Below are 21145 nucleotides of genomic sequence, written 5' to 3'. Positions count from 1 at the left end.
CGCTGTAAACCCATCCCTGGGCGCTACATTTGCCATCCCTGGCAAATGACCTCCTCTTCGGTCTCCCCTCGGCGCCTCTCACTAGCGTCTTTGCCCATGCTGAAGCCTAGTCGGCAGGGACTACTTATGGGTCGGCATGGCGAACTCGGCGCCGGCGTTGATCGAGTCCGACCAGCGCTGCATGATCGACTTCTGCTTGGTGTAGAAGCGCACGCCCTCTTCGCCGTAGGCGTGGGTATCGCCGAACATGGAGCGCTTCCAGCCGCCGAAGCCGTGCCAGGCCATGGGTACCGGGATCGGTACGTTGATGCCCACCATGCCCACCTGAATGCGGCGACCGAATTCCCGCGCCACGCTGCCGCTTTCGGTGAAGCAGCTCACGCCGTTGCCGAACTCGTGGTCGTTGATCAGCTGGATTGCCGTGGCGATATCGGGCACCCGCACGCAGGCCAGCACCGGACCGAAAATTTCCTCGCGGTAGATGGTCATCTCCGGTGTGACGTGATCGAACAGCGAGCCGCCCATCCAGAAACCCTCGGCGCAGCCCTCGCCGGTCGTGGCGCTATCGAAGTCACGGCCGTCGACCACCAGTTCGGCACCCTCTTCAACGCCCTTGTCGATGTAGCCGGTGATGCGCTGGTGTGCCTGAGCGGTGACGATGGGCCCCATCTCGGCATCGAGCTCCATGCCGTTCTTGACCTTGAGCGACTTCGCCCGCTCGGCCAGGCGCGGCACGATCTGATCGGCCACGTCGCCCACCAGCACTGCCACGCTGATCGCCATGCAGCGCTCGCCGGCGCTGCCGTAGGCGGCACCGATCAGGGCGTCGACGGCCTTGTCCAGATCGGCATCGGGCATCACCACCATGTGGTTCTTGGCGCCGCCCAGGGCCTGGACACGCTTGCCGTGATGCGCACCGCGCTCGTAAATCAGGTTGGCGATGGGGGTGGAACCGACGAAGGAGAGCGCCTTGACGTCCGGGTGTTCGATCAGCGCCTCGACCGAGGCCTTGTCGCCCTGGACCACGTTGAACACGCCATCGGGCAGGCCCGCCTGCTTGAGAAGGTCGGCGATCAACAGCGAGGGGCTGGGGTCGAGGGGGCTCGGCTTGAGGATGAAGGTGTTGCCGGCGGCGATGGCCAGCGGGAACATCCACATCGGCACCATCACCGGGAAGTTGAAGGGGGTAATACCCGCCACCACGCCCAGCGGCTGGCGCATCGTCCAGTTGTCGATGCCGGTGCTGACCTGCTCGGTGTAATCGCCCTTGAGCAGCTGCGGGATGCCGCAGGCGAATTCGACGATATCGATGCCGCGAGCCACCTCACCCTGGGCGTCGGTGAATACCTTGCCGTGCTCGGCGGTGATGGCCTGGGCCAGCTCATCCTTGTGGGCGTTGAGCAGCTCCAGGAAACGGAACATCACCCGGGCGCGGCGAATCGGCGGGGTATCGGCCCAGCTCGGGAAGGCGGCCTTCGCCACTGCCACGGCGCGGTCGACGTCGGCCGAACCGGCCAGGGCCACCTGACCGGTCACCTGGCCGCTGGCGGGGTTGGTCACCGCCTGGCGCTGGGTGGCCTCGGCCGCGATACGCTGGCCGTCGATATAGTGATCGATATTGGTCGTTGTCATAATGGTTGCCTCGGTTCGATGCGTTCTGCCAGGAAATCTGTGCTAGCTACCAGAGTAACGCGCTACTCGTGGCAATCAATTGAGTAATTCCTAACCAGGATATAAGCTTTTCTTATAATACAGGGGAGACCCCTCTCCCCCGCCACTCCCTTCTTCTCCCTGGAGCGCGCCATGCAGGACCTGCAAACCCTCCGCGCCTTCATCACCGTGGCACGGGAAGGCAGCGTGTCCCGCGCCGCCGAAAAGCTCCACCTGACCCAGCCGGCGGTCAGCCTCAAGCTCAAGCAACTGCAGGAAAGCCTCGGGCTGGCCCTGTTCCAACGACGCCCCCAGGGCTTGAAGCTGACCGCCGATGGCTACGCCCTGCTGCCCGCCGCCGAAAGGACCCTGGCGGCCATGGCCGCCTTCGAACAGAGCGCCCAAGCACTGCACAGCACGCTGCGCGGACGGCTGAAGATCGGCACCATCGTCGACCCGGAGTTCATCCGGCTGGGTGCCTTCCTGCACCGGCTGGTGGGTCGCGCACCCCAGCTTGAGACAGAACTACAGCACGGCATGAGCGGCAGCGTACTGAACTGGATCCGGCGCGGCGAGCTGGATGTGGGGTTCTATCTGGCGCCATCGGGCGAGGGGCCGGGAGACGATTCGCAGGATGTGGCGCACCGGGAACTGACACAGTTTCACTACCACGTGATCGCCCCCGCCGGCTGGAGCGGGCGACTTACCCGCACCGACTGGCCGAGCCTGGCCGCCCTGCCGTGGATCGTGACCCCGCAGGAATCCGTCCATCACCGGCTGCTGCAGGGTGTGCTGCAACCCCAGGGGCTTGCCCCCAATGGCGTGGCCCAGGTGGATCAGGAGGCCTGCATGCTGGACCTGGTGCGAGCCGGCGTGGGACTTAGTCTCGCCCGCGATGCCCTGGCCATGGCCGAGCGGCAGGAGCGGGGCCTGGTAGTGGTCGAAGGGGTTCGCCTGCCCTGCTCGCTGAACTTCGTCTGGCAGCACCAGCGCGGCGATGAACCTGCCATTGCCGCGGCGCTGGAGGTACTGGAGAGCGTGTGGGACGGTAGCTAAGGTTATTCGCACAGTTGCCGCAAAAGAACGTGCGGCATAGTATGGGAACGTTCCCATCCTGATCGAGGGCACCATGCGCCATTCACCAACCACCCCTCCCCCCGAGATTCTGACCTTCGGCGAGGCGATGAGCCTGTTCATCGCTGGTGCCCCCGGCAACCTGGCCGAGGTGGAACATTTTCAGCGTCGCATTGCCGGCGCCGATACCAATGTAGCCATCGGCCTGGCACGCCTGGGGTTTGGTGTCGGTTGGCTGAGCCGCGTGGGTGCCGACAGTTTCGGCACTTTCATTCGCCAGACCCTTGAAGCCGAAGGCCTGGACTGCCGCCATCTCACAGTAGATCCCGAACACCCCACTGGCCTGATATTCAAGGAACGCGCCCTGGGTGGTGCCGACCCGCGAGTGGAATACTTCCGTCGCGGCAGTGCCGCCAGCCGGCTGTCACCGACCGACGCCGCTGAGGTGGACTTCACCGCCCTGCGCCACCTGCACGCCACCGGCATTCCCCCGGCATTGTCGGCCAGCGCTCGTGAGCTCTCGCGGCATATGCTGGTGGAAGCGCGCCAGGCAGGTGCCAGTATCTCGTTCGACCCCAACCTGCGCCCCAGCCTGTGGAAAAGTGAGGCCGAGATGCGCGACACCCTCAATGCGCTTGCCGGCCTTTCCGACTGGGTGCTGCCAGGTCTGGCCGAAGGTAAGTTGCTGACCGGCCGCGACACCCCTGAGGCAATTGCCGACTATTACCTTGAACAAGGCGCCTCGGCAGTGATCATCAAACTCGGACCCGAAGGCAGCTACTATCGGGGCAATCTCGCCGGACGAGAGGAGTCATTCACCGTGTCCGGCTTCACGGTGGCAGAGGTAGTGGATACGGTTGGCGCCGGAGACGGCTTTGCGGTGGGCGTCGTCAGCGCCCTGCTCGACGGCCTCGCTCCCGGGGAGGCGGTACGCCGCGGCAACCTGATCGGGTCACTGGCGATACAGGTGGTGGGCGATATGGAGGGGCTGCCGAGCCGCGCGCAGCTGACCGAACTCGAGGCCCGACTACCGGATTGAACGCATGGCCATCAGGTAGAGCCAACGGCCTTGATGGCTTCAGCAATACCCCCGCGAATCAGAACGCGATAGGCCGACACTACCGCCTCCGCGAAGCCGGGATGCTCGGCCAACGCCGGGGGAACCACGGCATCGAGTTCGAGGAAGGCCAGCACCAGGTTCTCTTCGTCATCACCATGTGCTTCGTGAAGCAAGAAGAATGTGCCTGACATCGGATCATCGACACCGTAGGCATTGCCGTGCAGATCGCTCCCGGCGGTGTAGCGGATCCACGCCGCCACGCCGAGCGCCGTACACGGCACCTCTGCACCGGCTTGAAGTCGCGCCATGGCGCCGTGCAACCAGCGCTGGGGCAACTTCTGGCTGCCGTCCATGGCGATCTGCTGCAGGCGATGACGCAGGCTGTCATTGGCGAAACGCACCAGAAGGGAATCCGCGTAAGCCGCCAGGTCGGTTTCCTTGGGCATGCCCGGAGTCGACGCCGCCTCTTCCAGCATGTATCGACGCAGCAGCGCCTGCAGATCGCCGCGGCTGACCGCCTCGAAGACCGTTTCGATACCTTCCAGCGCCCCCAGGTATGCCAGCAGCGAATGACTGCCGTTGAGCATGCGCAGCTTCATGGTTTCGAACGGTGCCACGTCGGCTACCATCTCCACACCCTCGTCCTCCCAGGCCGGTCTCCCGAGAGGGAAGTGGTCTTCGACCACCCATTGCGAGAAGGCCTCTCCCACCACCGCATTGGCATCCTCGACGCCCAGCTCGGCCAGGCGAGTAACGTCTTTTTCGGTCATGGCCGGCACGATGCGGTCGACCATGCTGCAGGGGAAGGCCGCCTCGCGTTCAATCCAGTTAGCCAGTTCGCCGTCACGGCAGGCGGCGAGCTGCACTACTGCTGCCTGTGTACGCGTCCCATTGTCGGGCATGTTGTCGCAGCACAGCACGGTGAAGGGCGCTATGCCTGCATCACGCCGTCTAGACAGGGCCTCGACCAGAATACCCGGCGCGGTGCGCGGAGCCTGCGGCCGGGCGATATCGTGCGCGATCAGCGGGTCGTCACGCAGCAAGCTGCCCTCGGCGGGGTTGAGGAAATAGCCCTTCTCGGTCACCGTCAGAGTGACCAGGCGTGTATCAGGCGAGGCCATGCGCGTTAGCAGTGCCTCGAGGTCACGCCCCCAATGACCGGCATCGTCGCGACCGCTACGCTTGTCTTGCCCCGTGAAGTACGCCGCCTCGATCACTCCGATCTCGCGTAGGGTGACGTTATCGCTATCGGCATACTCGGCGACATGGTAGCGGTAGCCTGCATCACGCAGCGCGTCGACCAGCGCCACTCCACCGCGCAGGTTGGCACTGGCCACGCCCCAGGCATCATCACCGCTACGCTGGCGATAGCGCTCCAGATAGACCGCCTGGTGGGCGCGATGAAAGGCGCCGAGGCCCAGATGCACGATTCCGATTTGGCCAGAGGCTTCAGCGCTGTGAATTGAAGTCACGTTGGACATGGCTCTCCTCACCAATGCCATAGCGTGCCATCTTCCAGCCGGTTGACCGGCAGGCTGGCGCGCTTGTAGGGGTATTGGCCGGCCAGATTCTCATCGATATCGACCCCGTGTCCCGGCGCCTCACCGACCAGGAAGTGGCCATCCTCGAAGCGGTAGTCGTGGGGAAAGACGGCGTCTGTCTCCGGCGTATGGGGCATGTGCTCCTGAATGCCAAAGTTGGGCACCCAGGTATCGAAGTGGATCGCTGCTCCCAGGCACACCGGCGAAAGATCCGTGGGTCCATGGAAGCCGGTACGCACGTGGTAGAGCCCGGCCAGGTCGGCAATGCGACGCACGTGGGTGATGCCGCCGCCATGGGAGAGCGGCGTGCGAACGTAGTCGATCCACTGGTTCTCGAGCAGCTCGCGGTAGTCGTGGATCGAATTGAACACTTCCCCCACCGCCAGCGGCGTGGTGGTGTGCTGGCGAATCAGGCGGAAGCTCTCCTGATTTTCGGCCGGCACGCAGTCCTCGAGCCAGAACAGGTGGTAGGGCTCCACCGCCTTGCCCAGGCGCGCCGCCTCGATGGGCGTCAGCCGATGATGCACGTCGTGCAGCAGGTGAAGCTCGTCGCCGAAGCGCTCGCGCACCGCGGCAAACAGCTTGGGCACGTGGTTGAGATACTTCTCGGTGCTCCAGACGTGCTCGGCGGGCAGCTCGGAATCCGCCGGTTCGTAGCGGTCACCCTCGTGCTTGGCCACGCCGTAGATGGTGGGAATGCCGGGCACACCGGCCTGTACTCGCACGGCTCGATAGCCCAGCTTGACGTGCTTTTCCACCTCGGCCAGGCAGCCCTCGATGTCGCGCCCGGTGCAGTGGGCGTAGGTCATCACTCGCTCGCGGCTCTTGCCGCCGAGCAGCTGATAGAGCGGCATGCCGGCCGCCTTGGCCTTGATGTCCCACAGCGCCAGGTCCACCGCCGAAACCGCTGCCATGGTCACCGGCCCCCGGCGCCAGTAGGCGCCGCGATAGAGGTAGTGCCAGATGTCCTCGATACGACTGGCGTCGCGGCCGATCAGGGCCGGCAGCACGTGCTCCTCGAGGTAGGCCACCACCGCCATCTCGCGACCGTTCAGGGTGGCGTCGCCGATCCCGTAGGTGCCCGACTCGGTGACGATCTTGAGGGTGACGAAGTTGCGCCCCGGCGAGGTGACGATCACATAGGCATCGCTGATTTTCATGAAGCTTCCGTCGCAGTCAGGTGGAGGGGGAGCCCTATCTTTCGAAGAGGTAGCGTTGCACGTTGTCGTAGCACACCGCCCGCACCAGCTCGCCAATGCGGTCGAGATCGTTCGGCAATTCGCCGCGCTGGATCTGCGCGCCGAGCATCTGGCAGAAGATGCGACGGAAGTAGTCGTGGCGGGAAAACGACAGCAGGCTGCGCGAATCGGTGAGCATGCCGACGAAGTGCCGCAGCAGGCCGAAGTTCATCTGCGTGACGAGCTGGCGTTCGATGCCGTCGCGCTGGTCGTTGAACCACCAGGCGGCACCGAACTGCAGCTTGCCGGGGATGCCGTCACTGGCAAACGAACCGACCAGGCTTGCCAGCATCTCGTTGTCGCGTGGGTTGAGGTTGTACACCACGGTGCGCGGCAATGCCCGGTCACGGTCGAGTGCATCGAGAATCGCCGCCAACGGCTCGGCGTAGGTGACGTCGCCTATCGCATCGAAACCGCTGTTGGCGCCGATCTCGGCCAGGCCGCGCTGGCTCAGGCTGCGCAGCGCACCGAGATGCAGCTGCATCACCCAGCCGCGGCGGGCGTACTCGCGTCCCAGCCACAGCAGCAGCGCGGTGGTGAAGCCGGCGCACTCCTCGCCCGAGAGCGTTTTTCCATGGCGGCGGCACTCGAGCGTCCGGTCGAGCTCGGCCACGCTCGGCGGCGTGACGAATACCGGCTTCTCAAGGCTGTGGTCGGAGAGGCAGCAGCCGTGGGCGGCGAAGTGTTCTAGGCGCTGGTACAGCGCTGCCAGCAGGTCGTCGTAGCCCCGGATCGCCACACCGCTGGCGGTCTCGAGTTCGTTCAAGTAGTCGACGAAACCGGGCTCGCCGACCTTGAGCACGGCATCGGCGCGAAAGGTCGGCAGCATGCTGGGCGCCGCCCCGCTCTCACCGTGGCGGCGATGCAGCTCCAGCGAATCGACCGGGTCGTCGGTGGTGCATACGGTACGTACGTCGAAGCGTTGGAGAATGCCCTGGGCACTCAGCTGCGGCGTGGCCAGCCGCTCGCGCGCTGTCGCCCAGACCTCCTCGGCCGTGGCGGGCGAGAGCAGCAGGTTCTCGATGCCCAGCGGATGACGCAGCTCCAGATGGGTCCAGTGAAAGAGCGGGTTGCCGAGGCAGTCCGGCACCGTTTCGGCCCACGCCTGGAAGCGCTCCCGGTCACTCGCCTCGCCGGTGATGCGCCGCTCGTCGATACCGGCCATGCGCATCGCCCGCCACTTGTAGTGATCGCCCTTGAGCCACAGTTCGGTGAGGTTGTCGAAGCGCACGTCGCCGGATATCTCCGCCGGACTCAGATGCGAGTGGTAGTCGCAGATCGGCATGGCGGCCGCATGCTCGTGGTAAAGCCGGCGCGCCGGCTCGCACTCGAGCAGGAAGTCGGGCCCCATGAAATCGATGCGATCATTGAAGGTCATGACACGCTCCATCGTTGTCGGCACGTTGTCGCTTGTTCGATGCTCAGCCCATCAGCAGGTTGGGCAGGAACAGCACGATATCCGGAAAGAAGATAATGCCCACCACCACCACCAGTACCGCCAGGGCGAAGGGCAGCAGCTCACGGCTGTAGTCGAAGAAGGAGCAGCGCAGGATGCCGCACACGGTGTACATCGAAATGCCTACCGGTGGCGTCATGCCGCCGAAGGTCACCAGGGTCATCATCAGCAAGCCGAAGTGAACCGGGTCGATGCCGGCAGCCTTGATCACCGGCACCAGGATCGGGGTGAGCAGCATCACCACCACAGTGGCCTCCAGCAGCATGCCGAGCAGTACCAGCAGTACGGCCAGCGTCAGCAGCAGCGCGGCTTGGCTGGAGAACACGCCCAGCATCAGCTCGGCAATGGTCTGCGGCACTCGCTCGAAGGAAACCACATAGCCGATGATTCCCGAGAACATGATGATCAACATGATCATGCCGATGTCGCGCACGCTGGCATGCATCGCCATGAGGACTTCGCGCAGTCCCATCTCGCGGTGTATCACACAGCCCACCAGCAGGGCATAAGCCACCGCGAAGGCGCCTGCCTCGGTCGGGGTAAACAGGCCATAGCGGATACCCACCAGCAGCCACACCGGAAAAAGCAGCGCCCAGATACTGCTGCGCAAGGCCGCAAGCACCTCACGGCCCGAAGGCAGCCCATCGCGCACCGGCGTATAGCCGCGTCGCTTGGCGACGAAGTAGGTTGTCACCATCAGCGCCACCATCAACAGGAAGCCGGGCACCACGCCGGCAATGAACAGCCGACCGATCGACACCTCGCCCAGATACCCGTACAGGATCAGCCCGATGCTTGGCGGAATGGTGGCAGTGATCAGCCCACCGACGGCAAGTACCGCGCCGGAGAAGCCGGGGCTATAACCCTCCTTGACCATGCTCTGCCCCAACACCCGAGACTGCATGGCGGCATCGGCCACCGCCGAGCCCGACACCCCGCCCATCAGCGTACTTAGTACGATGCTCGCCTGAGCCAGGCCGCCGCTCATCCAGCCCGCCAGCAGCGTGGAGAGACGGATAAGCCTGGGCGTGATGCCGCTGGCATTCATCAGGTGGCCAATAAATATGAAAAGCGGAACCGCCAGCAGCGGGAACGACTGGGTCGCCGAGACGATGCGCTGAGGCCCGATATTGGTGGGCAGGAAGGTATCGGGCAGGAAGAAATAGGTAAATCCGGCAATGCCGATGGCAAAGGCCACGGGCATTCCGATAGCCATCAGTACCAGTCCCAGAACCAGCAGGAGCGCGGCTGTCATGACGTCTCCTTCACGATGTCGTGATCCGGTGCCAGGCTCTCTACGATGCCTTTCAAGGCAATGCGACGCACAAGAGAGATGATCATCAGCACCGCTCCCACCGGCAGGGCCAGGGTGATGTAGCCATAGCTGAGCCCTGCCACGCCCATGGGGCGCTGCCAGTTGTTGAGAGCCAGGGGAAAGCCGTACCACACGAGCAGGGCCAGAAAACCCAGCATCAAGAACAGACAAAACCCGGTGACCAGGCGCTGCAATGGCAGCGGCAAGCGTATCGCCAGGGCGTCGATGCGCACCTGCCCCCCGTGGCGTAGTGTGATGTCAGCCCCCAGCACCGCTGTCCAGATGAATAACAGCTGGGCGAGTTCGGCGCCGCCGGCGAAGGGTTGGCCGATAGCCCGCGCCGTCGAGCTCGCCAGCAGGGTCAATGAAGTGAACCCCAGCAGGGTGATGGCAAGCCCCGCTTCGAGTCGGTCATACCAGTACCACATAGAGGAGATCCTCTGTGCCGGAACACCTCCGGCCGATTCCTGGAAGTCGTGCGACCTGTCAGACCCTTGCCACGCTTGGCGGCAAGGGCCGCCTGGCTCACTCCGTGGCGGTCAGTTGTTCGCGATACTGGTCGTAGCCAAGTTCTTCGTAGACGCCGGCAACGCGCTCACGGAACAGCTCGATATCCACTTCGGTGAAGGTCACCCCTTCCGCTTCCATCCTTTCGCGGACGGCATCCTGCGCATCGGCGGTCGCCTGGCTGGCCTCTTCACCCGCTCGCTGCAGCTCCTCATCGAGGATCACACGCAGCTCCTCAGGCAACGCCTGGTACCACTGCTCGGAGGTGGCGATACCGGTCATCAGGTGGATATGGCCAGTGAGGGCGATATGACTGATCACCTCGTGCAGGTTCTGGCCCTCGGCGGCAGTCAACTGGGCCTCGGCACCGTCGATCGAACCGAGCTGCAGCGCCGAGTAAACCTCCGACCAGGGTAGCGGAGTAGGCGTGGCACCCATCGATTCGATCGTACGCAGCCATACCGGCGAGTTGATGGTGCGCACACGAACCCCACGCAGATCATCCGGCGTCTCCACGAGCTTCTGGGTCAGCATGTGGCGCGAGCCCTGGAACCAGTTGTAGTTGAGCAGCCGCAGGCCGCTACCTTCAGCCAGGCCATCGACCCACTCCTGGTAGAGTTCGGACGAGGTAATGCGGTCGTAGTCGGCATGGTCCTCGACCAGGTAGGGCGCACTGAGAATGCCCAGCTCCGGCTGGTATTCGGAAAGGCGGCCGGCGTCGATCAGGATGGCGATATTTGCACCGCTTCGTATCTGCTCGACCACATCCTCATCGGAACCGAGCTGGCTATTGGGGAACACCTGGATGGTGAGCTCGCCGTCAGTGCGCTCCTCGATCGCTTCCTTAGCACTTTCCATGGCCTGAACAATAGGGTCCTGGGCACTGAGCGCCGAGGAAAGGTTGAGCTGGTAGGCTGCTTGTGCGGCACCGCTGGCCATCAGCAGCGCTAGCGCGGGTACGAGTGTCTGGATCTTCACAATGGACTCCTGAATGCTTGTTGTTGCTATTGAGTAGCCGATATTTCGGCCGGAATCGGGTGTAGCAGGACAACTTGGGTCTTGTTTGTGTCGCCGCCCCCTTATGCCTCTGCCAAGGACGCTGATACCGCCGACACCTCGAAAAGTGCCGGAAATCTCCGCTCCAGTTCTGGCAAGGAAACAAGGATCTCGCGCTGATGTGCAGCCATGGCCTGAGCGGCCTGCTCCGGCTTCCGGGCAGCGATTGCCTGCACCACGGCCTGATGCTGATCAGTGAGCTTGGGGATCGGCGTTGAATCCGGGATACTCAGATAGCGCACCCGGTCCAGTTGAGCCTTGACGTCCTCGATGACCCGCCAGGCCATGGTGTTACCGACTTCCATTGCCATGGTGCGGTGAAAGGCCTCGTCGAGCTGGAAGAAGCGGTCATGGTCTGCTGGCTCAATACAGCTACGCTGCCGCTCGATCAGCTCATTCAGTTCCCGTAGCACAGCGGGGACCAGGCCCTTCTCCGCAGCCGCTCGCGCTATCGCCACTTCTAGCGCTTCCCGTATGAAGCGCGCCTCGAGGACGGCCTGTCGGGAAATACCTACCACATAGGTACCTCGCTGGGGGCGTACCTCCACCAGCCCGGCCTCCGAAAGACGAATGAACGCCTCGCGAACCGGCTGGCGGCTGACTGAAAAGGCGTCGGCGAGTTCCTTCTCGGAAAGTGCCTGCCCGGGCTCGAGCACCATCTGGATGATCGACTGCCGCAATACCTGAAAGATCCGCTGGCGTACCGAATCGCTCTCACGGGTCCCCTGCCACAGTGCTTGTAAGTTCGTATTCATTTGAATCTCTCTATTCGCGGGCAAAAGGACATGCCCTCTACCTGACATGACTAGTATGGTAGTTAGTCTAGAAAACAGGAAGCCAGAGCCACGTAGACTTTGGTCGGAGAGAAAATGGATAAGGCGTGCACAGAATCCACCAGCACACGCGGGTGCTGGTGGCATCAGGTCTAGTCGCGAGGAAAGCCCATGGGTTGGCGAGCGGTGCCTACACTCCCTTTACGCTACGGGCGGCCTCGCGGCGTCGCTTGAGTTCGTAGAGAGCGGCGATCAGTACGGTCACCAGAATAAGAATCAAACCCAGGGCATTGACTGCGGGAGTCAGCCCCGTCCGCACCTTGGACGCGATGTAGACCGTCAGGGTGGTGTCATAGCCCACCACGAACAGGGTGGTGTTGTAGTTCTCGAAGGATTGCAGGAAAGCGATGACCCCCGCCGAGTAGATCGCCGGCTTGAGGTACGGCAGCAGGATTCGCCGGAACATCTGCCACTGGCTCGCCCCCAGGTCCAACGCGGCCCGCTCCATGGTGCGGTCGAAACGCTGCAGCCGGGCGGTGACCATCAGCATCACATAGGCGGCGATGAAGGTGGCCTGGCCCAGTACCGTGAGGAAGATGCCGCCGCTCACCCCGAACTGGCGCCAGAAGATCAGCGTCGAGATGCCGATGATCACGCCGGGCGTCAGCAGCGGAGAGAGGATCAGCGCATACAGGAACGGCTTGGCGCGGCTAGACACCGTGTTGAGAAACAGCGCCGTGGCAATGCCGATGGGCACGGCCAGGCACAGCACCCCGACGGCGACGATCGCGCTGTTGCCCAGCGCCTGCCACATGCCGCCATCGGCCGCCAGCTCACCGAACCAGCGCAGGGTGGTGCCATCCCAGGGGGTCACCGTGGGGAAGCGACTGTCGTTGAAGGTGGCCGCCGCCATGATCAGCAGTGGCAGGAACAGGTAGGCGAAGAAGACCACCACGTAGAAGCGCAGGCCGAAGGCCATCAATCGCTGCGAACTCATTTGGCAATGTCCCCCAAGCCCACCTTGAAGATCTTCATCACCAGCGACATGAAGCCGATGCACAGCACCAGCAGCAGGAAGGCGTAGGCCGCCCCTTGGTTCCAGTTGCCGCCCTCGAAGAACCAGTTGTAGATGATCTGGGTAAACCAGCGGCTGCCGGGCGAGCCCAGCAGCGCCGGCACCGCGTAGCTGCCGGCGGCAAGCATGAAGGTCATGATGCAGCCGGTGGCGATGCCCGGCTTGGCATGGGGAATCACGATGCGCCGGTGGGTGCGCACGGTGCCGGCTCCCAGGTCCCGCGCCGCGCGCACCTGATTGTCGTCGAGGCTCTCGATGGCGTTGTAAACCGGAAAGACCATGAACAGGATGTAGGCGTAGACCATGCCCACCATCACTCCCGCGTCACCGCTGAGAAAGCGGATCGGGCGGTCGATCAGGCCCAGCATCAGCAGGACCTCGTTCAGGGGTCCGCGAAACGCCAGGATGATGAACCAGGAGTAGGTGCGCAGGATCTCGTTGATCCAGAAGGGAATGATCAGCAACAGGATACAGAGCGCCGCCTGGCGTGGGGTGGCCACCTTGGCCAGATACCAGGCCAGCGGATAGCTCACGATCAAGGTCAACACCGTGACCAGTACGCTCGACCAGAGGGTCTTGAAGAAGATGGCGCGATGGATATCGTTGTTGAACAGCGTCGCGTAGTTGGCGATGGTCAACCGATCCTCTGGCCCCCCGACCTGGGCCGGCAGCAGGTTGGGTCGCAGCGAATAGTCGATCATCTGCAGCTGCGGCAGGGTCACCATCACGATCAGCCAGATGCCGAGCAGCGTGAGGATGGCTACCGCCAGCGGCCCACCGAAACGAGCGCTAAGCTGACGAAACATGAGCGCCTCCCGCTGCGGTACGGCTTTCCACCATCTCGCCGGTGGTTTCGTCGACCACGGCGCTACCATCATCGGGCAGCACCACCGCGTCCGCCGGGTCATAGCCGAACGTCATTCGCTGGCCCACAGTGAGCGAGTCGGCATACTGGCGTGAGACCTCATGCCCAAGCTGGACCCGCAGCTTCTCGCCGGAGGCCGTCAGTCGCGTCTCCAGCATCACCGAGGCGCCCTCGAAATGGACCGCCTCGATTTCCCCCTCGAGCCGCGGCCCGGCGGCATCGGCGGCCACCGGCTTGAGATGCTCGGGTCGAACGTAGAGCGCCACCCGGTCGCCGTTCCCCAGGCTGACACCCTCTCCCGCGCTGCCGGCAAGCTCACCCAGCGCACCACCGTCGAGACGAACCCGCTGACCTTCCCGGTCCACGAGCCTGCTCTCGAGGCGGTTGTTCTCGCCGACAAAGGCGGCGACGAAGCCCGTCGCCGGGCTGCGATAGAGCGTCATGGGATCGGCAACCTGCTGTATCCGCCCCGCCGACATGACCGCCACCCGGTCGGACATGGTCAGCGCCTCACCCTGATCGTGGGTGATATAGATGAACGTAATACCGGTCTTGCGCTGGATGGTCTTGAGCTCGGCCCGCATATGCTGGCGCAGCTTCAGGTCCAGCGCCGAGAGAGGCTCGTCGAGCAGCAGCACCCGGGGCTCCACCGCCAGCGCCCGGGCGATGGCCACTCGCTGCTTCTGGCCACCAGAGAGCTCGGTCACCTGCTTGGGGCCGCTGCCCTCGAGTGCGACCAGCGCCAACAATCGCTCGGACGTCTCACGGCGCTGCTTCTTGCCGACACCGCGTACTTCCAGGCCGAACTCGATGTTCTCGAATACCGTCATCAGCGGAAAGAGCGCCAGGTTCTGGAAAATCATCGCCGTAGGGCGACGGTTGACCGGGACGCCGGCGACCGGCTCCTCGCCGATGAAGACCTGCCCCTGGCTCGGCACGAGGAAGCCACTGACAATATTGAGCAGGGTCGTCTTGCCACACCCCGAAGGGCCGAGGAAGCTGAAGAACTCCCCCGAGCCGATCGTAAGCGATGTCTTCTCGATGGCGGTGAAGTCGCCGAAGCGCATCACCACCTCATCCAATCTAACGCTACCGTCCATTCAATCGTTGCCTTCTTGAACTGAATGCCGAAGTGACAGCTGCTGACTCTCCCCTCGGCAAAACGGCACGTCAGCGCAATCGCTGACCACAAAGGCGTGGACCTGGCACTTCAATTGCGGCCTGCGCGTCGGATAGGAACAACATCCCTGTTGCCTATCCTCGATCGACATCCCTGTCGATCGCCGCGCGCCGCTGCATTCAGTGCCAGCGCCTTTGCGATGTCAGCCTATTGCGCTACGTGCCTCTATGCTTATGACCCAACTCACGCGCTCAAATAACGATCCTGGTACTCGTTCCGCAGCGCCACGTACCAGGGCTCCTGGATCGGCCACCACCAGAGGTTGGCCAGATCCTCTTCGCTGTAGGAGTCGGTGAAGAACTGACGCGTCTCCTCGGGCAGCAGCTCGGTAGCGCCCTTGGAGGTTGAGTTGTAGCCGGTGGCCTTGACGAACATGGCGCCGGCTTCGGGGGTGTAGTACCAGTTGATCAGCTCGTAGACGGCATCGGGGTTCTGGGCGTTCTTGGGAATCACGAAGCCTTCCATCCAGGCCAGGGCCCCCTCCTTCGGTGCGCCGTAGGCAATGTCCTCACCCTCCTGCTGCAGTCGGAAGGCGGTGGAATCCCAGGTCTGGCCGATGATGGCGCCATTGGTACGGAAAGCGGCCTGGGCCTCGTTCTCGGTATCCCAGAACTGGGCCAGCATGTGCTTGTGCTTGGCCGCTTCTTCGAGGATGACGTCGAAGTTGGCACGCATCGCCTCTTCGGACTTGTAGGAGTCGAGCATGGGGAACGGCAGCCTGCCTTCTCGCTCCAGCCACAGCCCGACACCCACCAGCGCCGAGTGGCCACGAACCGTTACGCCCTGGCCATGATCGGGATTCCACAGGTCGGCATAGCTGAGGTTGGCACGATCCACATCGGCGAAACGACGATGCCAGGTAATAGCCTCGGTCCCCCAGTCGCTGGGAGCGAAGAAGCGCTTGCCATCCACCACGCCGCCGACCTCGGAGCCCTCGATGGCACTATCCAGCGCACCATCCCAATTGATCCGTGACTCGTCCAGCGGTTGCACCAGGTCATAGTCGAGGTAGCCCGGCACCCGGTCCACCGTGGGCATGATCACGTCGAAGCCGCTTCCATCGGTGGCCCGCAGCGAGTTCATCAGCTCATCGTTGGTGCCATAGGGCGTGAAGGTGGCGCGTATGCCGGTCTTCTCGGTGAAGTCGGCCAGCATTTCATCGGTGAAATAGCCGGCCCAGGCGTAGATACGCAGGGTCTGGTCCTGGGCCAGGACCTTGTTGATGTAGAACGACGGCACGGTAGCGACCGCGCCAGCGGCCAGGGTACCTTGCAGGAAACGGCGACGAGTGAACGACATGACGGGTCTCTCCATGAGGGCTCTGACATTGGGATAACGAGACCAGTGGGCTTCGCCGCCACCGATCTCGCGATGCGCCAATTCAAGTTTCACGCTAATTCATTACGGCGGGATGAACATTTCATTGAATGACCGTTCAATACCGTTGAACTAGGTTAGCACTATGTGAGAAAAGGTCCGTATGTCGTTTCAACGTTTATCGTAATGGCGCCCTCAGCTCGCCTGTATGGCCACCTTCAGTACGCCGTCGCGCTGATGTGAAAAGAGGTCGTAGGCTTCGCTGATCTGCTCCAGTGGATAGCGATGGGTCACCATGGGCCCCAGGTCGATTCGGCCTGACTCGATCACCTGCATCAGCCGACGCATCCGCTCCTTGCCGCCAGGGCAGAGCGACGTGACGATCTTGTGATCGCCTAGTCCGGCACAGAAAGCATCCAGCGGGATGGTGAGGTCGCCGGAATAGACGCCGAGACTCGAGAGCGTGCCGCCTGGCTTGAGTACGCGCAGCGCCGATTCGAAGGTGGACTGTAGACCGAGCGCCTCGATGGAGGCGTCGACCCCACGACCACCGGTGAGCTTGAGGATTTCCGACACCACGTCGACCTTGCGGAAGTCGAGTGTGATATCGGCCCCCATCTGCCGCGCCATCTCGAGCCGCTCGTCGACGCCATCCACGGCAATGATCAAGCTTGCCCCGCGCAGCCGAGCCCCTGCAGTGGCGCATAGGCCGATGGGCCCCTGGGCAAAGACCGCCACCGTGTCACCAATCCTGATACCGGCCGATTCCGCCCCAGCAAAGCCGGTCGACATGATATCGGGGCACATCAGCACCTGCTCGTCGGTGAGGCCATCCGGCACCGGCGAGAGGTTGGCCTGGGCGTCCGGCACCAGCAGGTACTCCGCCTGGGCGCCATCGATGGTATTGCCGAAGCGCCAGCCACCCATGGGCTTGTAACCATGGCTGTGGTGCCCACCATCCTGGGCGCTACAGCCATCCTGGCAGGCGTAGGAAGTAAAGCTCGGACAGATGGCCCCGGCAATGACCCGCTGGCCCTCGGTGTAGCCCTGCACGTTGGCGCCAAGCTTCTCGATCACCCCCACCGGTTCATGACCAATGGTCAAACCCTTCTCTACCGGGTACTCCCCCTTGAGGATATGGACATCCGTACCGCAGATGGTGGTGGTAGTGACGCGAACAAGGGCATCGTTGGGACCGACTGCCGGAATCGGCTTGTCATCGATCTCGATGCGTCCCGGCTCGACGAAGATGGCGGCTTTCATCATGGCTGGCATGGTCACTCCTGTTTGGGCTCGCTGCACTCAAGAATCTGCACCCATGGAAAAGGCACCCGTTAGGTTTGGCACAGAGCCCGGCCTTTCGCCTTGATTCATGTCAAGAGTATGGAAAGCCCGCAAAGATGAGCCTCATTAACGCGACGCGCCGGCAAAAAGCCGGCGCGGTTGGAGACAGAAGCGAGGGAAATTCACATGACCGGCACGCCGGTAATCCAGACGTGGAGATGAAAGGCGAAGAGATAATAGGCAATAAGGCCGCCAATTACGGTAATGGCCGTACCAGCCATGCGGGGCGTCGTCTGCGGAGCCGGCTGGCGCCGGCGCGCGGAGCGAAAGTCCAGCACCGCCCAGACCAGGAAGGCACCGAAAAAGACGATGTCGCCCAAGCGGCCGTTGGCCAGCAAGTGGGCCAAGGCCCACACCTTGACCGCCAGCACCATCGGATGGCCCAGCTTGGCCTTGATATGATTGCCAGGGACATAGGCAGCCACCAGCAGGATGAAAGCGGGAATCATCAGAAGCGCAACGGCATGGCGCAGCCCTGTGGGCGGAAACCAGACCCAGATGGGGTTGAGGCGCATCTGGCCGTAACCCCAGATGGCAATGGCCAGACCGATGATAGAGATCACCGAGAAAATGGCCTTCCAGCGCAGCTCCCCTGTGCGCTGAATCTGTGTGCTACGCCAATCGTCAGCAAAGATGCGCACGGAGTGCATACCAAGAAAAATCAAGAGACCAAGAATCATCACGAACATGCCGGGGCTTCCTTTGCGTTGGGTATCGAACAGGTATCGAAACGGCTTTCGAAACAGCATGCAGCTTAACGACACCGGCTCGTTACACCAAGGGCTCGGCAAAAGATTCGTCTGGCGCAGCGATGGACTTCGTCATGCTAGAGTCATGGACCTGGCGAGCCGGGACTCGCTACCCGAGGCCCTCCGGCCGGGACAAGGGACGATAGGCCGGCCCCTCTATCACCTCGCCATCCGTGTCGAAGCGACTGCCGTGACAGGGGCAGTCCCAGGTAGACTCCTCCGGATTCCAATGCACGATGCATTTCAAATGTGGGCAAACAGCTGATAGCACCTTGAGTTCGCCGGCCTCGGTGCGATGAATAGCCAGTTTTTCGCCGCTTTTCGTGGCAACCCTTGCCTGCCCCGGTGCAATGCCATCGAAGGAGTCGATTCTTTCAGTTCCCAGATAGTCCCTGGCCAGATGCTTGGTAACGGTGGCGTTCTCCTTTGCATACTGAAGCGCCGACTTGCCCGGCGTAACGCGTCGCGATGCGAAGCGGGGCTGCCAGGGGTTGTCGTGGCCAAGTATCTGGTCGGCGATGATTCGACCTGCCAACGCCCCCCAAACCAAGCCATCAGCGGCGAAGCCGGTGGCCATGTAAAGATTGTCGTGACCATGCATCCGTCCGATATAGGGCAAGCCATCGGGCGAGCTGTACTGCTGGGCAGACCATTGACGGCTGAACGCTTCAATCTCGAAGTGACTGCTAAGGTAGTCGCGCAACCGTTGATAGTACTCACCCTGTTGTTCACCGGTCTTGTGCTTCTCGCCGACTACCATCAGATATGACGTGTCGCCATGACGATAGCTGCGCAGTGAATGGAACGGGTCAAGCAGCCAGAAAATGCCCTCGGGGTACTCGCCACGTTTCAGCCTCGCTGCGACGGTATATTCCCGTGACACCAGCATACCGGCCTGCAACAGGCTGATACCCTTGGGTGTATGGGTCGCATAAACGATATGCCGGGCCGTGACGCTGGCAGTGTCGGTCTGCACTACGCCCTCTTTCGCCTCCACCCGTCGCACGGGGCAATGTTGATGAATGGCCACCCCCATGCCGATCAAGACGGATGCCAGACCCTGGACGTAATGCAGCGGATTGAACTGGGCCTGGTCTGGGATACGAATACCCCAGCTGTCAAAGGGCAATCCAGGACCTTCGGCTGATGCAACGTCGAGCCCCGCCCTGAGCAGTGCGTCACGCTCGTCGTTCAGGCTGTGGTCGCTGTGCTGCCTGTCGCCGGTCAGCAGACGATAAGCCGATTGACGTCGAAACTGGCACTCGATGGAGAAACGCTTTATCAGCGCCTCGATATCATCGATTGCTTCGCTTCTCGCACACACGACGTCGGCTGCCACCTCATCGCCCCATTTCCTGCGCAATGCCGCCTGGCCTGAGGCCAGAGTGCTGTAGAGATTGCCCGTGGAGCCACCCGTCACACCACTGCCTACGCCCTTAGCCTCGAGTACGACGACTCGCTGTCCGGCCTCGACCAGCGGCAGGGCCGTCGTCAGACCGGTAATACCAGCGCCGATCACTACCACATCGGTTTCAGCCTGCTCCTCCAGAGGGGCACAGACCGGCAATCCAAGGCTCCCCAGCCTCCATATCGCTTCCATAACAACTCCTTTCGTCAGGGCAATGCATGCATGCTGCTACTAGGTATAGAAGGTAGTGGGGAGCGGTGCGAATCCGGATGCACCTGAATGTTTTTTCAAGCTGACAAACAGGTGAACGGGCTCTTACACAAGCCAACATTTTGCACGACCGTCCTTAACAACTTTCTTGCCATAAGCAGCCTCTCCCTCGCCCTACGCCTGCTATGTTGAAACAGCTCATCTGAGCATGGAATGCAATCGCAAAAGGGAGCAGAACATGAATATCAAGAGTGCCAACGAGCTTTTCGTCCGCCTGCTATCCGAAGCCAACAGTGGGGAAAAGCAGATGACTCGCGCGTTGCCCAAGATGGCACGAGCGGCCCACGACCCCAAGCTGGTCGATGCCTTCAAGGAGCATCTCGAGGAGACCCAGGGTCAACTGGAGCGAATCGAGAAGGCAGCGGACTCCATTCCGGAGATACGGGTCAAGCGTATCAAGAGCTATGCGATGGAGAGTCTGATCGAGGAGGGCCAGGAACTGATCGAGTCCACCGAGAAAGGTCCCGTGCGTGATGCCGGCATGATCGGTGCCGCACAGAAAGTGGAACACTTCGAAATCGCCGCCTACGGCACCCTGTGCGAGCTGGCCGAACAACTTGGCTATACCAAAGCCAAGGAAATCCTGGCCGAAACGCTCAAAGAGGAAAAAGCGGCCGATGACAAGCTATCAAAGCTGGCCAAGGCCGACGTCAATCGCAAGGCTGGCTGAGCCGACAAAATCATTATCCCTGGCTGTTCTGGATGCAAGCCAATACCCCGGCTGCTCTTTTCTCACAGATTTGCGAGCAGCCGATTTTATTGATCTCCCGTGACGCCGGAAGTGCAAGCTTCAAGCGGCACTATTATACAACTGAACGTGCAACTCGCCCGCGTCAACCTTGCGCCGGGAAACTCCCAATACCGAGCGTGATGGTACAGTGGATCTCGGTAAGGTCAGCCGCTTACTCCGCCTGGAACCTGGGCTATGGAGGGCGATTCCTTCATAGATGTTGAGAGTGTAGGTGTTGCAAGCGCGGAGCTGCTATTGGGCTTGGACAAGGTATGACGAGCCAACGCCGGCCGGCCCGCTTGACTGATGGGTGATGGGCATCCATACCTAAGCGGAATGCCCAAACGAAAAGGAGTTCGTATGCTACGTTTGCTCGCGTTGGCTGCCGGCGCATATTGGCTGCGCAAGCCTGAAAATCGCAAACTCGCCGAAGACAAGCTGAAAGAGGCCTGGAATCGTGTCGTGCATGGACCTGACAAGCGCAAGCAATGTTCTGGTCAAGTCAGAGCGGACACATTTTCAAGCCGCAGCTGCCAA

The 21145-nt window shown here is 62.3% G+C and carries 18 protein-coding genes; 3 read left to right on the top strand and 15 right to left on the bottom strand.

Annotated features, from left to right (window positions below; all coding sequences use genetic code 11):
• Positions 1–120: 120 nt before the first annotated feature.
• Positions 121–1632, bottom strand: a complete 1512-nt coding sequence (locus tag KZO25_RS10320) for a CoA-acylating methylmalonate-semialdehyde dehydrogenase (protein ID WP_223136895.1) — start codon at positions 1630–1632, stop codon at positions 121–123.
• A gap of 171 nt (positions 1633–1803) precedes the next feature.
• Between KZO25_RS10320 and KZO25_RS10315 the strand changes: the two genes are divergently transcribed.
• Entirely contained in the window at positions 1804–2706 is a 903-nt protein-coding gene (locus KZO25_RS10315; protein ID WP_223136894.1) for a LysR family transcriptional regulator, read from the top strand.
• 73 nt (positions 2707–2779) lie between these two features.
• On the top strand, positions 2780–3763 hold the full coding sequence (locus KZO25_RS10310) for a sugar kinase (protein WP_223136893.1): 984 nt from the start codon (positions 2780–2782) through the stop codon (positions 3761–3763).
• A gap of 11 nt (positions 3764–3774) precedes the next feature.
• On the opposite strand, the gene KZO25_RS10305 is transcribed toward KZO25_RS10310, so the two are convergent.
• The 14 genes from KZO25_RS10305 to KZO25_RS10240 form a co-directional block, all read right to left on the bottom strand.
• Positions 3775–5265 carry a mannitol dehydrogenase family protein gene (locus tag KZO25_RS10305; protein ID WP_223136892.1) on the bottom strand — a complete coding sequence of 497 codons (1491 nt, stop codon included), beginning with the start codon at positions 5263–5265 and terminating at the stop codon, positions 3775–3777.
• Positions 5266–5273: 8 nt separating this feature from the next.
• Positions 5274–6485 carry a D-mannonate dehydratase ManD gene (gene manD, locus KZO25_RS10300; RefSeq protein WP_223136891.1) on the bottom strand — a complete coding sequence of 404 codons (1212 nt, stop codon included), beginning with the start codon at positions 6483–6485 and terminating at the stop codon, positions 5274–5276.
• Between the two features lie 34 nt (positions 6486–6519).
• Complete coding sequence (gene uxaC / locus KZO25_RS10295; protein ID WP_223136890.1) at positions 6520–7941, bottom strand: glucuronate isomerase; 1422 nt, start codon at positions 7939–7941, stop codon at positions 6520–6522.
• A 43-nt stretch (positions 7942–7984) separates the two neighbouring features.
• Positions 7985–9274 (bottom strand): TRAP transporter large permease, encoded by a 1290-nt coding sequence (locus KZO25_RS10290; protein ID WP_223136889.1) that lies wholly within the window; start codon positions 9272–9274, stop codon positions 7985–7987.
• A complete protein-coding gene (locus KZO25_RS10285) occupies positions 9271–9762 on the bottom strand; it encodes a TRAP transporter small permease (RefSeq protein WP_223136888.1) in 492 nt (163 codons plus the stop codon). The genes KZO25_RS10290 and KZO25_RS10285 overlap by 4 nt, the downstream gene beginning before the upstream one ends.
• 97 nt (positions 9763–9859) lie before the next feature.
• The gene (locus tag KZO25_RS10280) at positions 9860–10819 is read right to left on the bottom strand and encodes a C4-dicarboxylate TRAP transporter substrate-binding protein (RefSeq protein ID WP_223136887.1); all 960 of its coding nucleotides are present in this window, start codon (positions 10817–10819) and stop codon (positions 9860–9862) included.
• A gap of 101 nt (positions 10820–10920) precedes the next feature.
• Positions 10921–11652 (bottom strand): GntR family transcriptional regulator, encoded by a 732-nt coding sequence (locus KZO25_RS10275; protein ID WP_223136886.1) that lies wholly within the window; start codon positions 11650–11652, stop codon positions 10921–10923.
• A 208-nt stretch (positions 11653–11860) separates the two neighbouring features.
• Positions 11861–12667, bottom strand: coding sequence for an ABC transporter permease (locus tag KZO25_RS10270; RefSeq protein ID WP_223136885.1), 807 nt, complete (start codon positions 12665–12667; stop codon positions 11861–11863).
• Positions 12664–13551 carry an ABC transporter permease gene (locus KZO25_RS10265; RefSeq protein ID WP_066446972.1) on the bottom strand — a complete coding sequence of 296 codons (888 nt, stop codon included), beginning with the start codon at positions 13549–13551 and terminating at the stop codon, positions 12664–12666. Before KZO25_RS10265 ends, KZO25_RS10270 begins: the two co-directional genes overlap by 4 nt.
• Complete coding sequence (locus KZO25_RS10260; RefSeq protein WP_223136884.1) at positions 13535–14710, bottom strand: ABC transporter ATP-binding protein; 1176 nt, start codon at positions 14708–14710, stop codon at positions 13535–13537. The genes KZO25_RS10265 and KZO25_RS10260 overlap by 17 nt, the downstream gene beginning before the upstream one ends.
• Positions 14711–14973: 263 nt before the next feature.
• The gene (locus KZO25_RS10255) at positions 14974–16089 is read right to left on the bottom strand and encodes an extracellular solute-binding protein (RefSeq protein WP_066446978.1); all 1116 of its coding nucleotides are present in this window, start codon (positions 16087–16089) and stop codon (positions 14974–14976) included.
• A gap of 213 nt (positions 16090–16302) precedes the next feature.
• Entirely contained in the window at positions 16303–17382 is a 1080-nt protein-coding gene (locus KZO25_RS10250) for an NAD(P)-dependent alcohol dehydrogenase (RefSeq protein ID WP_223136883.1), read from the bottom strand.
• Between the two features lie 191 nt (positions 17383–17573).
• Positions 17574–18140 (bottom strand): NnrU family protein, encoded by a 567-nt coding sequence (locus KZO25_RS10245; protein WP_223136882.1) that lies wholly within the window; start codon positions 18138–18140, stop codon positions 17574–17576.
• A 169-nt stretch (positions 18141–18309) separates the two neighbouring features.
• Positions 18310–19800, bottom strand: a complete 1491-nt coding sequence (locus KZO25_RS10240; protein ID WP_223136881.1) for an FAD-dependent oxidoreductase — start codon at positions 19798–19800, stop codon at positions 18310–18312.
• Positions 19801–20056: 256 nt separating this feature from the next.
• Between KZO25_RS10240 and KZO25_RS10235 the strand changes: the two genes are divergently transcribed.
• On the top strand, positions 20057–20548 hold the full coding sequence (locus KZO25_RS10235) for a ferritin-like domain-containing protein (RefSeq protein WP_223136880.1): 492 nt from the start codon (positions 20057–20059) through the stop codon (positions 20546–20548).
• Positions 20549–21145 lie beyond the last annotated feature (597 nt).

It is taken from the genome of Halomonas sp. ANAO-440, from assembly GCF_019915905.1.
GTDB lineage: Bacteria > Pseudomonadota > Gammaproteobacteria > Pseudomonadales > Halomonadaceae > Halomonas > Halomonas chromatireducens.
The sequence above is the reverse complement of the archived record's forward strand: the minus strand, read 5'-3'. Positions and strand labels throughout refer to the sequence as shown.

Coding starts and splice junctions, on each gene's coding strand:
- KZO25_RS10320 (WP_223136895.1), bottom strand. CDS start 1,632: ATGACAACGACCAATATCGATCACTATATCGACGGCCAGCGTATCGCG.
- KZO25_RS10315 (WP_223136894.1), top strand. CDS start 1,804: ATGCAGGACCTGCAAACCCTCCGCGCCTTCATCACCGTGGCACGGGAA.
- KZO25_RS10310 (WP_223136893.1), top strand. CDS start 2,780: ATGCGCCATTCACCAACCACCCCTCCCCCCGAGATTCTGACCTTCGGC.
- KZO25_RS10305 (WP_223136892.1), bottom strand. CDS start 5,265: ATGTCCAACGTGACTTCAATTCACAGCGCTGAAGCCTCTGGCCAAATC.
- manD (WP_223136891.1), bottom strand. CDS start 6,485: ATGAAAATCAGCGATGCCTATGTGATCGTCACCTCGCCGGGGCGCAAC.
- uxaC (WP_223136890.1), bottom strand. CDS start 7,941: ATGACCTTCAATGATCGCATCGATTTCATGGGGCCCGACTTCCTGCTC.
- KZO25_RS10290 (WP_223136889.1), bottom strand. CDS start 9,274: ATGACAGCCGCGCTCCTGCTGGTTCTGGGACTGGTACTGATGGCTATC.
- KZO25_RS10285 (WP_223136888.1), bottom strand. CDS start 9,762: ATGTGGTACTGGTATGACCGACTCGAAGCGGGGCTTGCCATCACCCTG.
- KZO25_RS10275 (WP_223136886.1), bottom strand. CDS start 11,652: ATGAATACGAACTTACAAGCACTGTGGCAGGGGACCCGTGAGAGCGAT.
- KZO25_RS10270 (WP_223136885.1), bottom strand. CDS start 12,667: ATGAGTTCGCAGCGATTGATGGCCTTCGGCCTGCGCTTCTACGTGGTG.
- KZO25_RS10265 (WP_066446972.1), bottom strand. CDS start 13,551: ATGTTTCGTCAGCTTAGCGCTCGTTTCGGTGGGCCGCTGGCGGTAGCC.
- KZO25_RS10260 (WP_223136884.1), bottom strand. CDS start 14,710: ATGGACGGTAGCGTTAGATTGGATGAGGTGGTGATGCGCTTCGGCGAC.
- KZO25_RS10255 (WP_066446978.1), bottom strand. CDS start 16,089: ATGTCGTTCACTCGTCGCCGTTTCCTGCAAGGTACCCTGGCCGCTGGC.
- KZO25_RS10250 (WP_223136883.1), bottom strand. CDS start 17,382: ATGCCAGCCATGATGAAAGCCGCCATCTTCGTCGAGCCGGGACGCATC.
- KZO25_RS10245 (WP_223136882.1), bottom strand. CDS start 18,140: ATGTTCGTGATGATTCTTGGTCTCTTGATTTTTCTTGGTATGCACTCC.
- KZO25_RS10240 (WP_223136881.1), bottom strand. CDS start 19,800: ATGGAAGCGATATGGAGGCTGGGGAGCCTTGGATTGCCGGTCTGTGCC.
- KZO25_RS10235 (WP_223136880.1), top strand. CDS start 20,057: ATGAATATCAAGAGTGCCAACGAGCTTTTCGTCCGCCTGCTATCCGAA.